This window comes from Streptomyces sp. NPDC001020 (genome assembly GCF_053599115.1).
This window is the reverse complement of record NZ_JBSFLQ010000079.1, coordinates 1-12,600: the sequence shown is the minus strand read 5'-3', so window position 1 is coordinate 12,600 and position 12,600 is coordinate 1. Positions and strand designations below refer to the sequence as shown.

Here is a 12,600-nt window from a genome sequence, read left to right as displayed (position 1 = left end):
CCTGGACGATCAGCGCGGCCACCGCATAGACCGAGGGGCCGCCCGGCCTGCGGCCGGACAGCCCCTCAACAAGATCTTCATGAGTCTTCTAGGGCGTGTTTCGAAAGTCCCGTCGTCCGCCCGAAGGGCGGGCCCCGCGGCGTCTGGTGCGGTGCCTCGCAAGGCGGAGGGTCGCCTGCGTACTGGGCGTACGCGGGCGATCCCGACAACGCGGCGAGGGGCCGTGCCAGGCGTCGCGGGGCAGGCGGCACTTTCGAAACACGCCCTAAGCCGACAGACGATGCTCATGGACTGTTCCACTCGGCGCGGTCGCGGAGCAGGTCCCGCAGTCCGCGCAGCTCGTCCGCAGGCCGACCCAGGCCGTTCAGGCGCAGCCGTGCGGCCTCGGTCCGCGCGTCGGCGTGCACCGTGAACGCCAGGTTCATCGCCTGGCGCACCATCCACTGGTCGTAGGCCAGCAGTCGTCCCGCGCGTGCGCGTGCCTCGACGAGATCGGGGTGCGTCATCTGCAGGCTGTGCAACCGCCCGCTGAGCCGGTGGAAGGTCACGCTGTGCCGTCCGCACGCCTGTGCGATCTCCGGGCGTAGAGGGCCGGGCTCGCCGCATGCCGCCACGGCGCGGTCGGCTCCCAGTTGGGCGGTGACGGCCTCGTCCAGCAGCGCGGTCAGGGCCCGGAGCTGGGTCTCGTGGGAGGGGCCGGTTGGCGTCGCACGACGTCGAGCGAACAGGCGACTGAGACGGTTTCGCACGCCTGTGCGTACTGGTGGGCAGGGCGCTGGCATGGCTCCTCCTGGCTGGCCCCGTAGGACCAGGGGCGGTCCCGAACACCGGTCCGCGGTTACGCGTGAGCCCCGTCATCGGCACGCCCGCGGGAACGGAACGGGGTGCCTTTCCAGTGTGCCCCGGCCCCGGCGTCCCGGCAGCCGGACCGGCTCGGGGCCGGGGACCCGCGGACGGTGAGACGGTGGAAGAAGTCGCGCGTACACAGCCAGGCACCCGCGCGCGATGTCACCGGACCGCAGGGGACGCCCACTTCGAGGGCGGGCGGGGAGGAGAGACAGTGCCGCGGATGACCGAGCACGAGGCCCGTCGACGGTTCACCAGGGCCAGGGTCGCACGACTGGCGACGGTCGACTTTCGGGGGCGCCCCCATCTCGTCCCGGTCGTGTTCGCGTGGCGGGACGAGGACACGATCGTCATGGCCGTCGACCGTAAACCGAAGAGCTCCCAGCGACTGAAGCGGCTGCACAATGTCGCCGTCAACCCCGCCGTGTGCCTGCTGGTGGACGCCTACGACGAGGATTGGGACCGCTTGTGGTGGGTGCGGGCGGACGGAGGCGCCCGAACCGTACCTCCCGGCGCGCCCACGGAAGGCGACCGACAGGTGTACGAGCGGGCCATCGGCCTGCTTGAGCAGAAATATCCTCAGTACCAGGACAACCCGCCGGACGGGCCGGTGATCGAGGTCACCGTCCACCGCTGGAGCGGCTGGCGGGCAGGCCCTGACCGTTGAGCAGAAGGCCACGGCCTCGCATGCCGGGTCCCGTCATCACGTTGGTCGCGGAGCTTCGGCGTCTCCCGCGTGGGCGCCTCGCGCGCCCCTGTGCCGACGGCGTCTTCCCTTCAGGATCATGGCCAGGCCCAGCGAGATGAGGAACCCGAGGGCCAGGCCGGTACACAGGAGGGCCAGCGTGTTCATGGAGCCGTGTTGGCCGAGGAAGGACACGGGGTAGCTGGAGCCGCCGGTCAGGTTGCTGAAGACCAGGGCAGCGGCGATGGCGCCCGCGACCACGAGGATGATCAGTCCGATGAGCCTTCTGAACATCGCAGTCATCTCCTCAGAGAGTCCGGATAGCCCTTATCTACCCATACCGTCATAAGAGTCATACCGGCACAAGCCGGGCGCCGCAGCTCGATGGGGAATCGGCCTACGCGGCGTCCGGGCTCACAGTGGTGTGTGGCTGCCTGTCATCAGATACGTCCCGTAGGCCACCGAGAGCGTGACGAGGGAGGCGCCGAGCAGAAAGGCGTGCCGGGGGCGAACCCTCCAGGTCCGTACGAGGCTGCGCGCGAGCGGGAACAGCAAGGGGAAGGCGGGCAGCAGGAAGCGCGGTTTCGACGCGTACGGCCCGGAGCCTGCGACCGTGATCAGGAGGAGTACGCCCGCGTAGACGATCAGCGCCAGAGGGGCGCGGTCGAAGCACAGCAGGCAGAACAGGAGGACGGCCGCCACGACGATCACCAGAGCCAGCGGGTAGACGACCCGGCCGCCGTGCAGGAGCAGCCCCTTGAGGAAGTGCAGCGAGCCGGCGCCGAAGTCGAAGCGGGAGTCCCAGCCGCGTTGGACCCTGAAATAGCCGCCCAGCAGATCACCTGTGTGGTCGCCGACCCACAGCACGAAGCCCACCCAGCCCAGCGGCGCGATCGCGGCGCCGATCCACAGGGAGAGCGGGGCGCGGCCGCGCCGCCTGATGATCTCGTACGCCGCCACGACGCACAGCGCCGCGGCCACGGCGAACCCGGTGGGCCGCGACAGGCCCGCGAGGGCTGCCAGTGCACCGGCCCACAGCCAGCGGCCCTTGAGTACGGCGTACAGGGACCATGCGGCGAGCGCGGTGAGCAGGGGCTCCGTGTAGGCGATGCCGAGTACGACGGAGTGCGGCAGGGCGGCCCACACGCCGACGAGTGCGGTGGCGACCGCTCGCCCGTACAGATGGTGGCCGATCGCGTAGACGCCGTACGCGGCCACCCCCGCCGCGGTCCAGGCGACCAGCAGGGCGGCGGCACCCGGGGTGATCGGGAGGACGGAGTACACGGCACGGGTGAGTCCTGGATAGAGCGGGAAGAACGCCCAGTCCCGCTGCACGACGCCGGTGGTGGCGAGGATGTGGACACGGGTGCCGTAGCCGTACTCGGCGATGTGCAGGTACCAGCGTGAGTCCCAGGAATGAGCCAGGCCCTTGAGGAGTGCGTGGCCGGCGACATGGTTCGCCAGGGCTATCGCGACGACACCCGCGAAGCGGATGGAGGCGAACAGCGCGAGGGCCGACCCGGCGCCGGGCAGTAGCCGTATCCGAAGGGGCAGACGGATGCGGCGGACTGCGCCCCCGGCACGTTCGGGTGTGGGGGCGGGTGAGAGTGCGCTCACATCTTGACCCTGCGGTACCGGCATGCGGTCCGCAACGTGAGGTTTGGCCATGAATGGGTCATATACCACTGCTGTACGTGAATCTGACGTGACGCAGTGCTGAGACTGGTGAATTCTGCCGGGTGGCGGCGCTGTGATCCCGTCAGCCGGGAGCGAGTTGGGGCATGGTGTGCTGGCTGGGGTGTGGCAGACCTGGAAGGTCTGTCACAACTGTCAGGCCCCTACCGGCGAACAGTCGCCATACGGCAGCACCGTGGACCGACCTCCGTGGGCTTCCCCCGTCCGGGTGGTCCGCGGCCGCTTTTCGCCGGCGTGCGCGCCCGCGGGGCGGCCATCTCCGTCGCGCCGAAGGGCGCGGGGCCGCGGGTCCGGACCGACGGCCCTCGGTCAATCGAGGTCGTCCAGGCGGAAGCCCACCTTCAAACCGACCTGATAGTGCGCGATCTGCCCGTTCTCGATGCTGCCCCTGACCTGCGTGACCTCGAACCAGTCCAGGTTGCGCAGGGTCTGCGAGGCGCGGGCGATGCCGTTGCGAACGGCCTGGTCAATGCCGTCGGGCGAGCTGCCGACGATCTCGGTGACCCGATAGGTGTGGTCGGACATACCGGCGCTCCTCTCTGCGCGGCGTGCGTGCCGCGCGTCACTCCACGGTGCCGTACGGCACCGTGGGCCGCGAGACAGCACCTCTTGACCCTCGGCATTGGTCCATACCAAAATCGGGAACACCCGTACGAGCGTTCCGCTCTTCCCCCACGTCGGGCCCCTCCCCCCTTGTCCGCAAGGCTGAACAGGACCCCCCGTGAGACATCGCCTCCTTGCCCTCATATGTGTTTCCGCCTCGCTTCTCACCGCGTGCGCGGTCCTGCCCGGCGACGGGGCCGGTCGGCGCACGGTCACGGTGTGGTTGATGAAGGACAGCGCGTCGGCGGCGTTTCTCGACCGGTTCACGAGGGAGTTCGAGCGAACACACGGCGATCTGCGCCTGGACATCCGCATTCAGCAGTGGACCGGGATCGGCGAGAAGGTCCAGGCGGCGCTGAAGCGGAGCGACGGTGGCGGCCCTGACGTCGTCGAGGTCGGCAACACCCAGGTCGCGCAGTATGTGGACGGCGGCGGACTACTCGACCTGACCCTGGAGTCGATGCGGGACTGGGGCAAGGACGACTGGCTCCCGGGGCTCGCCCAGCCGGGCAGCTTCGGCGGGCACCAGTACGGCATCCCCTGGTACGCCGCCAACCGCGTCGTCATCTACCGCAAGGACCTCTTCGCCCAGGCCGGCATCGCCGAGCCACCGAAGACGCGTGATGAGTGGCTCGCGGACACCGTGAAGCTCAACTCCAGGGGCGACCAGGGAATTTACCTGGCCGGGCAGGACTGGTACACCCTTTCCGGCTTCATCTGGGACGAGGGCGGCGACCTTGCCAAGAAGTCCTCGGCGGGGAGTTGGGAAGGCGCACTGCAGACACCCGCGGCGCTGCGCGGCATGCGGTTCTACAAGCAACTCCACGCACTGGGGAACGCACCCGTCGACGCTGACGAGGAACACCCGCCGCAGGCCGGGGTGTTCGCCCAGGGCCGCGTGGCACAGATCGTGGCCGTGCCCGGACTCGCGCAGGCCATCGTGCAGAAGAACCCCGAACTGAAGGGCAAGCTCGGGTACTTCCCCATCCCCGGCAAGACGGCCGACCGGCCCGGCGCCGTCTTCACCGGCGGCTCCGACCTCGTCATCCCCAAGAACACAGGCGACCGCCGTGGCGCGACCGCCGTCGTCGCCGCACTCGCCGGCACCACCTGGCAGACCGATCTGGCTCGCACGATGGACTACGTGCCCAACAAGACGACTCTGGCGGGAGCGGTCGCGGGCGAGGAGGGCGCCGCGGCCATGGCCGCGGGCGCGGCGCACGGCCGGGCGACCCCCGCCGCGCCCGCGTGGGCGGCGGTCGAGGCGGACAACCCGATCAAGGCGTGGATGACCAGGGTGCTGCAGGGCGCGGACCCGGCGGCCGAGGCGGCCCGCGCCTCACACCGCATCACACGGACACTCGCCGACGGGTGAGCGCACGCCGCGTACCGTCGTCAGCGCACTACGCTCAACGACAGCGCGAACCTGTCCGCCTCGTCCGTCCACCAATGGCTCAACTCCAGCCCTGCGGCGGCCAGTTCCCGGCGTACACCCTCCTCGCGGAACTTCGCCGACACCTCTGTGCGCAGTTCCTCGCCCGCCGCGAAGTCGACTGCCAGGCCGAGCGCGGGGATCTTCACGGTCTGCGCCGTACGCGCCCGCAGCCGCATCTCGATCCACTCGTTCTCGGCGTCCCACAGGGCCACATGCGTGAACGCGGCGAGGTCGAAGTCGGCGCCCAGCTCACGGTTGACGACGGTCAGGACGTTCTTGTTGAACGCGGCGGTCACCCCGGTGGCGTCGTCGTACGCCGCCACCAGTACCGACTCGTCCTTCACCAGGTCGGTGCCGAGCAGCAGAGCGTCTCCGGGCCCCAGCAGGGACCGTACGGACGCGAGGAACGCCGCCCGCTCGACGGGGAACAGATTGCCGATCGTGCCGCCCAGGAACACGATCAGGCGTGGACCGGGCGTCTCCTCGGGCAGGGCGAGGCTTCCGGTGAAGTCGGCGATGAGAGCGTGAACGTCAAGGCCCGGTCGCTCGGCGATCAGCGCCTGCCCCGCCTGGATCAGGGCGCTCTCGCTGACGTCGACCGGCACGTAGGTGCGCAGACCGGTGAGCGCGTCCAGCAGGTGCCGGGTCTTCTCGGAGGAGCCCGAGCCCAGCTCGATCAGCGTCCGTGCGCCGGTGGCGGCGGCTATCTCCCCGGCACGGGTGACCAGAATCTCCCGCTCGGCGCGTGTGGGGTAGTACTCCGGCAGTTCGGTGATCTTTTCGAACAGGTCGCTGCCGTGCGCGTCGTAGAACCATTTCGGCGGCAGCGTCCTGAGGGTGTGGCTCGCCCCTGTCCGTGAGGGTCCCCCTGCTCGAACGGGGGAGGAGTCAAGAGGTTGGGGGAGGGTGAGGCCGTGCAGGACGTCGTCGCGCAGCGCGGCGTCCGTGGCGTCCTCGGGAAGGGTGCGGGTGACAAGGAACGGGCTCACGTGCTGGACTCCTCGGTCAGTGCGGATGCCATGTCGTCGCGGGGGCCGTCGTGGGAGGTGTCGCGAGGGTCGGCGCCGGGGTCCTTGAGGGGGGTCAGCAGGACCTCGGTGCGGCTTGCCATGAGCAGCGTGCGGTCGGGTACCTCCTGCCAGCGCGGGTCGTCGTCGTAGGGCTCCGAGGCCACGACGACGGGGGAGGGGCCTTGGGGAAGGCGGCCGGGTTCGGTGAGGTACCAGAGGGTGTCACCCCACGCGGTCGCCGTGATCGTCTCGCCGTTGGTGAGCAGCAGATTGAGTCGGGAACCGGGGGCCGCCGCGGCGACCTCGAGCACCGTGTCGGCCAGCGCCTGTCCCTCCTCGTCCCCGGCGCGTAGCCGGTGCAGTACCAGCGCCCATACGAACGCCGCGTCGCAGCGTGCCTCCAGCGACAGCAGTTCGGCAGGGGGCAGGGACCGGGCGAGTGCGGCGAGGGAACGGGGCCATCCGGTGACGGCCCCGTTATGGCTGAACAGCCAGGTGCCCGCGGTGAACGGCGCCGCTGCGGCCTCCCCCTCGGCACCGCTCACGGTCGCGTCCCGCACGGCGCCCAGGAAGGCGCCCGCGCGTACGACGCGTGCCAGGTCGGTGAAGGACTGGTCGCTCCAGATGGGCCCGGACCGGCGGTAGCGCGCCGGCACCGGATCCTCCGGCGCGTACCAACCGACGCCGAAGCCGTCGGCGTTGACGGTTCCGTGCCGCTGGCGCCGCGGTTCCCACGACTGCCGGTAGAGGCTGTGCGGTGGTTTGACCAGGCGTCGTCCCAGCGGCTCCTCGGGCCCCAGAAAAGCTAGGTGACGACACATCAGGCGTCCCTGGCGGTGCGGAACCCGGAGAAGATCTGCCGCCGAATCGGATAGTCCCAGTTGCGGAACGTGCCCCGGCAGGCCACCGGATCCACGGCGAACGAACCGCCCCGCAGCACCTTGTACTCCGGCCCGAAGAACACCTCCGAGTACTCCTCGTACGGGTACGCCGTGAATCCGGGATACGGCAGCAGGTCGCTCGATGTCCACTCCCAGACGTCGCCGATCAACTGCCGTACACCCAGCGGTGACGCACCCGCCGGATAACTGCCGGCCGGCGCGGGGCGTAGATGCCGCTGCCCGAGGTTGGCGTGCTCGGGTGCCGGGTCGGCGTCGCCCCACGGATACCGCCGGGAACGGCCGGTCTCCGGGTCGTGGCGGGCCGCCTTCTCCCACTCGGCTTCGTTGGGCAGTCGGCGGCCCGCCCAGCGCGCATAAGCGTCCGCCTCGTACCAGCACACGTGCAGGACCGGTTCGTCGGGCGCTACGACCTCGGTGACACCGAAACGCCGCCGCAGCCACTGCCCGCCCTCGCGGCGCCAGAACAGCGGTGCCCGAAGGTCGTGGGTGCGGATGTGAGCCCAGCCCTCCGGTGCCCACCAGCGCTCGTCGTCGTAGCCTCCGTCCTCGATGAAGGCCTGGTAGGCGGCGTTCGTCACGGGTGTGGTGTCGATATGGAACGACGGGACCAGGCGCTGGTGCGCGGGGCGTTCGTTGTCCAGCGCCCACGGCTCGGCGGAGGTGCCCATAGTGAACGGGCCACCGGGGACGAGGACTTCGGAGGGGCCGGTGTACGGGGGCGCGGGTTCGGGGTCCGGTGCGGTGAGTGCCTGTGGGCCCTTGCGTAGCTGATGGGTGATCAACATGGTTTCGTCGTGCTGCTGTTCATGCTGAGCGATCATGCCGAAGGCGAAGCCCGCCTCTGTCAGGCGTCGGCCCTCGAACGGCGTGCTCTCCAGTACGTCCAAGGCGCGGCCGCGTACCTCGGTGATGTAGCGCCGGGCCTCGTCGGGCGGCAGCAGCGGCAGTGAGGGCCGCTTGGCGCGCGGGTGTTCGAAGGCGTCGTACAGCCCGTCGATCTCGGGCCGCATCGCCTCACGCCCCGCGACCGTACGCAGCAGCCACAGTTCTTCCTGGTTGCCTATGTGCGCGAGGTCCCAGACCAGAGGTGACATCAGAGGGGAGTGCTGGGCCACGAGGTCTGGTTCGTCGACGCAGGTGGTCAGGAGCGCGGTGCGGTCGCGGGCCCTGGTGAGCGCGTTCAGGGCGCGCTCCCGGAGGGCTTCGGGATCGATCGGTGACCTTTCGTCGGTCATGTGCGCATGTCCTTCCCGTAGAACCTGAGCAGCAGATCGTCGGCGGGGCAGCGGCCTCGGGCCACGTAGCGGTCGGTGAACTCCGTGACGACATCCAGGACTTCGGCAGTGGCGCCGAGTCGGGGCAGCGCCTCGGTCGCGGCCGTGAAGCAGGCGGCGGCGACCTCGTGGAGTTCGGGGTCGGCCAGGCCGTCGCGGGCGGCGGTGACCCACAGCGGATTGCCCGGGGCAGGCCGTGAGGCGGCCCGCTCCGCGAGGCGTTTGACGGTCCGGTAAGCGGTCTCGGAGGCCTCGGGGTCGTCGAACAGCGCGGTCGTCACGGCGAGCGGCACGATCCACCCGTCGTCACCCGGCTGGGCGTCGATCATGCGGAGTTCGAGGTGGCCGCGGGGCCGGACGGGAGGGAACAGGGTTGTCAGGTGATAGTCCAGATCGCCGCGGTCCGGGGGGTGGGCGGACCGGGTCCAGGCCCGGAAGGTCATGCCTTCCGGCACCTGCCACGATCCGTTCTCGGCCCGGACGCACATCACCGGCGCGTCCACCACGTGTCGGGCCCAGGCGGTACGCGGGTCGCCGCCGGCGAGTGGAGCGCTGGCGCGCCCCGGCTCCATGGCGGCCCACAGGGACTGCCGCGTCGAGCGCCAGCCCGTCGGCCGGCCCCGGGCCAGGGGGGAGTGGGCGAACGCGGCGACCAGCACCGCGCCCAGATGGTGCGCCAGCCACCAGCGCCGCCCGTAGCCGAGTGGACCGGGCTCCTCGTACCCCGCGTCCAGACAGACCTGGACGGAGGCGGAGGAGCACATCATGCACCGCCCCTCGGGACCGGTGCGGTCGAGGTAGCTCTCCATGGCGTCGTAGCGCGGCTCGCGCAGGTAGCGGCGCGGGGGGTTCCAGGGATCGTGACCGTAGCCGCTGAGGCCGAGGCCCGCCGTGCTCAGCAGGGCACGGACCGCGTCGAGATCGGCCGAGACGGACCCGACGCACTCCATCAGAGAGGCCGCCGGGGCGGAGCTGAGCTCCAGTTGGCCGCCGGGTTCGACGGTGAGCGCCGAATGCAGGGGCAGGGTCCGCAGCGCGGCGTAGGCCTCCTCGAGACGCTCGGGTGGTACTGGGAGCCGCGGGTTGCGCAGCTCGTGGACGAACCACTCCACTTCGACACCGAGCGCGCGGGGCGGTCCGGTCTTGAAGCAGATGCCGCGGACCAACGCCTCCACCTCGGCCTCGGTGACGGCGGAGTGAGACTCCGTACAGTCACTCACCGAATCGGACATGCCGGGATCCTCCTGAGATTCCATTACGCCGCCGACCCGCTGTCGGATGCGTCGGCTCGGCGGGCTCGTCCCACCCAAGACCTTCGCATGGATTCGCACAAGGGTGCACAGTGGTGCTTTCCGGGCGACCTGCTTCCTGTTTCCAGGTCCAGAACGGTTGCTTTTCGGGCTCGGGAAACTCCGTTGCGGCGTGGGACCAGCATCGCTCACCATGCGTTCATGAGCACGACGGGGGAGAGCGGCGGTACGCCGGGTGAGGTCGCGCGCGGCGTCCTCACGGCGCCCACGGGGGTGGCGCCGTGAGCGCACGCCTGCATGGGATCGCGCAGCAGACTCAGGAGGTCGTCGCGGTGGGTGCCTGGCGCACGTTCGGCGGGCGCACGGCGACCCTCGTGGAGGCGGTCGCGGCAGCCCGCGTGGACCAGCCTGGATGCGGCCCGACGCCTCATCGGCCGATCGGGTGATCCGACGCCTGCTCGACATGCCGTCCGAGGTCGGCTTCCTGACCGCCGCGGCGCCGAACGCCGGTGTCGTGGGGAAAGACGGCACCGGAACGCGTGACCGAGTTGCCGCGCGCCCTTGCGGCGCGCGCCGAACGGGTCCTGGAGACGGCTGCCGCCTGCGGCTACCGGCGGCTGGTGTTGGGCGCATGTTCCGGAACGACCCGGCGCAGGCGGCCGGGCCCTTCCGTGAACTGCTGGTCGAGGGGCGGTTCGAGGAGTACGTCGAGGAGGTCGTCTCAGCCGTCCTCGACCGCACGCCGGGGGCGCCGACACGAGCCGCATGCGAGAGCGTCCTGGCTTAGGTGTGTGCCCCCCGACCCCGCCACTCAGTTCCAGCCGTACAGCTCCTGCAGCCGGCGCACCACGAGGTCGAACCGCATCCGGTCAAGGGCACAGGCCTCGCGCCGCATACCGTCGTCGTGCACACGCAGCACGCGGTCCACGTTCACCCAGGAATCGCGCCCAGAGGCATCCCAGGGCCCGCTGCCGATCGGCACCCACTGGGGCAAGCTCCGGCTTCCCGGGTGCGGCTCCTGCGAGCTCCCTGCCGCACTGTCATGCCGTTTGCTGGTCAATTGCACGGCGAGCAGCGTCCCGGCCGCCTCGCGGGCGACCACGAGCACCGGACGGTCCTTGCCACGCCCGTCGTTCTCCTCGAACGGCACCCACGTCCAGACGATCTCGCCGGGGTCGGGATCGCCGTCGTGCGCGGGGGAGTACTCGGTCCGTACCCGGCCCACTTCGCGAGGGTCGACCTCGGTGGTCGCGGACGGGCCGTAGCGGCCGGGAGCGTCTTCATTGGTAAAGGCAGTCACGCGGCTACACGGTAGATCCTTGCCGACGTGGTGCGGCGACCGGGTCCGCGTGCGGTGCGGTGGCGTCAACCCGGCCTGAGCGCACGGACGTTACCGAGCGGACGACCAATGCCCGAGTCTGTGCTGCCCCGGCTCAGGGCTGGGGCGGATCGTCCTGCTGATCCGAACGCAGCCGCTCCTTGAGCACTTCCTGGGCTTGGTCCACCTGGTCCGTGTACTTGCCCTGGGTCTTGTCGTCGACGAAGTCACCGCTCCTGTCGATGCCTCTGCTCTCCTGGTCCTCGTGGCCCTTCAGCAGATGCCTGAGCTTGTCCATCACAGACATCGTGTCCTCCTCACCGGTCTGCCCCCTGCCTCCAGAATCGCGGCCCCACGGCCTGAGTGCATCTGCTACGGTCCGGGGCCAGGACACGGCCGTATCGGCTTCCCGCACCACAGGGGCGGTCGTGCGGCATGGCGTCGCCGGCCGGCGGACACCGCTCCGGCGTCGACGGACCGTCCTGGAAGAAGTCGCGCTAGGGTCGGGCTGTTGAGCGCCCGCTCAGCGACGTGCCACCGCTGCCTTTGACGTGGAGCATGCATGACCACTGCACGGGACCTGTTGATCGTCGCTCTGGACGCCGCTCCCCGCCGTCCCGTGGAACAGGGTGACCTGTCGCTCGCGCTCGCGGGAGCCGAGCTGCTCGACCTCATGGACGTCCGGGCACTCACCCTGGACGGAGACCTCCTCGTGCCGAGCGACCCCCCGGTGACGGACGACCGCCTGCTGCACGAGGCCGCGGCCTCGCTCATCCGGCAGATGCCCTACGAGTCGGTCGAGGACTGGCTGTGGCGCAGGGGGCGCGGCCTGTCCTCCGCGTATCTGGCCGGCTTCGAGGAGGAAGGACAACTCACGCGGCAGCGGCGCCGTTGGCTGCCGTCCTGGACCGGAGAGGCGGCGCTGGCCGATTCACTCGCTCGCCGGCAGGCGGCGGACCGATGGGGCGCGCAGGAGCCCGTGCTTGCCGCCCTCGCGACGGCCGTCGGGATCCGTGACCTGCCGGTCGGAGGACTTCCGGGCGAGGTCGGCGAGGCGACGACGACCGTGCTGACCGCCGTCGATGACGCGGTGACCGAACTGACCGCCGTACGACAGCGGCGCGCCATCGAGAAGGCGGCGTTCGACAACGTCTGGAGAGGGCCGTGACCAGGGGAGCGGCCAGTGCCGCGGGCGATCACCAGGGCGTGCCGGTGCCCCCGAGGGCGATGTCCGCCACTTCACGACGGGGCGAACGCCGCCCGTGGGGGCAGTACAACTAGGGCGTGTTTCGAAAGTCCCGTCGTCCGCCCGAAGGGCGGGCCCCGCGGCGTCTGGTGCGGTGCCTCGCAAGGCGGAGGGTCGCCCGCGTACTGGGCCGCGGGCGATCCCGACAACGCGGCGTGGGGGTCCCCCCTGCTCGAAGAGCTTGGGGGAGTGCCGTGCCAGGCGTCGCGGGGCAGGCGGGACTTTCGAAACACGCCCTAATTGTTCTGCCCCGGGAGGTTGTGGACGGTGACAGGGCTCACCACTGATCGATCTTGAAATAGGTGAGGGCCTTCTGGCCTGGTGTGGATTGCGACA

The 12,600-nt window shown here is 70.4% G+C and carries 15 protein-coding genes; 5 read left to right on the top strand and 10 right to left on the bottom strand.

The genetic code is table 11. From position 1 onward, the window contains the following. Positions 1-284 precede the first annotated feature (284 nt). Positions 285-749 (bottom strand): hypothetical protein, encoded by a 465-nt coding sequence (locus tag ACWDEX_RS36655; protein WP_450468937.1) that lies wholly within the window; start codon positions 747-749, stop codon positions 285-287. Between the two features lie 311 nt (positions 750-1,060). Between ACWDEX_RS36655 and ACWDEX_RS36650 the strand changes: the two genes are divergently transcribed. After that, a complete protein-coding gene (locus ACWDEX_RS36650; protein WP_450468935.1) occupies positions 1,061-1,513 on the top strand; it encodes a TIGR03668 family PPOX class F420-dependent oxidoreductase in 453 nt (150 codons plus the stop codon). Positions 1,514-1,549: 36 nt separating this feature from the next. Here the strand turns inward: ACWDEX_RS36650 and ACWDEX_RS36645 are convergent, their stop codons facing one another. The 3 genes from ACWDEX_RS36645 to ACWDEX_RS36635 all read right to left on the bottom strand — a co-directional run bounded on the left by ACWDEX_RS36645 (position 1,550) and on the right by ACWDEX_RS36635 (position 3,751). Further along, entirely contained in the window at positions 1,550-1,825 is a 276-nt protein-coding gene (locus tag ACWDEX_RS36645) for a hypothetical protein (RefSeq protein ID WP_450468933.1), read from the bottom strand. 120 nt (positions 1,826-1,945) lie between these two features. Further along, positions 1,946-3,172 (bottom strand): hypothetical protein, encoded by a 1,227-nt coding sequence (locus tag ACWDEX_RS36640; RefSeq protein ID WP_450468939.1) that lies wholly within the window; start codon positions 3,170-3,172, stop codon positions 1,946-1,948. Positions 3,173-3,535: 363 nt separating this feature from the next. Continuing rightward, positions 3,536-3,751 (bottom strand): dodecin, encoded by a 216-nt coding sequence (locus tag ACWDEX_RS36635; RefSeq protein ID WP_450468931.1) that lies wholly within the window; start codon positions 3,749-3,751, stop codon positions 3,536-3,538. A gap of 196 nt (positions 3,752-3,947) precedes the next feature. On the opposite strand from ACWDEX_RS36635, the gene ACWDEX_RS36630 reads away from it, so the two are divergent. After that, positions 3,948-5,204 carry an extracellular solute-binding protein gene (locus ACWDEX_RS36630; RefSeq protein ID WP_450468929.1) on the top strand — a complete coding sequence of 419 codons (1,257 nt, stop codon included), beginning with the start codon at positions 3,948-3,950 and terminating at the stop codon, positions 5,202-5,204. 20 nt (positions 5,205-5,224) lie between these two features. Here the strand turns inward: ACWDEX_RS36630 and egtD are convergent, their stop codons facing one another. The 4 genes from egtD to egtA are packed head-to-tail and all read right to left on the bottom strand — an operon-like array spanning position 5,225 to position 9,682. Further along, positions 5,225-6,253 (bottom strand): L-histidine N(alpha)-methyltransferase, encoded by a 1,029-nt coding sequence (gene egtD, locus ACWDEX_RS36625; RefSeq protein ID WP_450468927.1) that lies wholly within the window; start codon positions 6,251-6,253, stop codon positions 5,225-5,227. Further along, positions 6,250-7,095 carry an ergothioneine biosynthesis protein EgtC gene (egtC, locus tag ACWDEX_RS36620; protein ID WP_450468925.1) on the bottom strand — a complete coding sequence of 282 codons (846 nt, stop codon included), beginning with the start codon at positions 7,093-7,095 and terminating at the stop codon, positions 6,250-6,252. Before egtC ends, egtD begins: the two co-directional genes overlap by 4 nt. Continuing rightward, the gene (egtB, locus tag ACWDEX_RS36615) at positions 7,095-8,411 is read right to left on the bottom strand and encodes an ergothioneine biosynthesis protein EgtB (protein ID WP_450468923.1); all 1,317 of its coding nucleotides are present in this window, start codon (positions 8,409-8,411) and stop codon (positions 7,095-7,097) included. Before egtB ends, egtC begins: the two co-directional genes overlap by 1 nt. Further along, positions 8,408-9,682, bottom strand: coding sequence for an ergothioneine biosynthesis glutamate--cysteine ligase EgtA (gene egtA, locus ACWDEX_RS36610; RefSeq protein ID WP_450468921.1), 1,275 nt, complete (start codon positions 9,680-9,682; stop codon positions 8,408-8,410). Before egtA ends, egtB begins: the two co-directional genes overlap by 4 nt. Before the next feature lie 299 nt (positions 9,683-9,981). Here egtA and ACWDEX_RS36605 point away from each other — a divergent pair, with 299 nt between their 5' ends. Beyond that, positions 9,982-10,146: a hypothetical protein gene (locus ACWDEX_RS36605; RefSeq protein WP_450468920.1), complete on the top strand. Its 165-nt coding sequence runs from the start codon at positions 9,982-9,984 to the stop codon at positions 10,144-10,146. A gap of 185 nt (positions 10,147-10,331) precedes the next feature. Continuing rightward, positions 10,332-10,487 (top strand): hypothetical protein, encoded by a 156-nt coding sequence (locus tag ACWDEX_RS36600; protein ID WP_450468918.1) that lies wholly within the window; start codon positions 10,332-10,334, stop codon positions 10,485-10,487. Between the two features lie 24 nt (positions 10,488-10,511). Here the strand turns inward: ACWDEX_RS36600 and ACWDEX_RS36595 are convergent, their stop codons facing one another. Together ACWDEX_RS36595 and ACWDEX_RS36590 are read right to left on the bottom strand one after the other, a co-directional pair. After that, on the bottom strand, positions 10,512-11,000 hold the full coding sequence (locus ACWDEX_RS36595) for a type II toxin-antitoxin system PemK/MazF family toxin (RefSeq protein ID WP_450468917.1): 489 nt from the start codon (positions 10,998-11,000) through the stop codon (positions 10,512-10,514). Between the two features lie 133 nt (positions 11,001-11,133). Beyond that, entirely contained in the window at positions 11,134-11,325 is a 192-nt protein-coding gene (locus tag ACWDEX_RS36590) for an antitoxin (RefSeq protein WP_450468915.1), read from the bottom strand. A 255-nt stretch (positions 11,326-11,580) separates the two neighbouring features. Between ACWDEX_RS36590 and ACWDEX_RS36585 the strand changes: the two genes are divergently transcribed. Continuing rightward, positions 11,581-12,186 (top strand): GOLPH3/VPS74 family protein, encoded by a 606-nt coding sequence (locus ACWDEX_RS36585; protein WP_450468913.1) that lies wholly within the window; start codon positions 11,581-11,583, stop codon positions 12,184-12,186. The last annotated feature ends 414 nt before the right edge of the window (positions 12,187-12,600 follow it).

What these genes read in the sequence shown, in the direction of transcription:
- egtC (WP_450468925.1), bottom strand. Translation starts at nt 7,095, where the DNA reads ATGTGTCGTCACCTAGCTTTTCTGGGGCCCGAGGAGCCGCTGGGACGA.
- ACWDEX_RS36640 (WP_450468939.1), bottom strand. Translation starts at nt 3,172, where the DNA reads ATGCCGGTACCGCAGGGTCAAGATGTGAGCGCACTCTCACCCGCCCCC.
- ACWDEX_RS36645 (WP_450468933.1), bottom strand. Translation starts at nt 1,825, where the DNA reads ATGTTCAGAAGGCTCATCGGACTGATCATCCTCGTGGTCGCGGGCGCC.
- ACWDEX_RS36585 (WP_450468913.1), top strand. Translation starts at nt 11,581, where the DNA reads ATGACCACTGCACGGGACCTGTTGATCGTCGCTCTGGACGCCGCTCCC.
- egtA (WP_450468921.1), bottom strand. Translation starts at nt 9,682, where the DNA reads ATGTCCGATTCGGTGAGTGACTGTACGGAGTCTCACTCCGCCGTCACC.
- ACWDEX_RS36600 (WP_450468918.1), top strand. Translation starts at nt 10,332, where the DNA reads ATGTTCCGGAACGACCCGGCGCAGGCGGCCGGGCCCTTCCGTGAACTG.
- ACWDEX_RS36635 (WP_450468931.1), bottom strand. Translation starts at nt 3,751, where the DNA reads ATGTCCGACCACACCTATCGGGTCACCGAGATCGTCGGCAGCTCGCCC.
- ACWDEX_RS36590 (WP_450468915.1), bottom strand. Translation starts at nt 11,325, where the DNA reads ATGTCTGTGATGGACAAGCTCAGGCATCTGCTGAAGGGCCACGAGGAC.
- egtB (WP_450468923.1), bottom strand. Translation starts at nt 8,411, where the DNA reads ATGACCGACGAAAGGTCACCGATCGATCCCGAAGCCCTCCGGGAGCGC.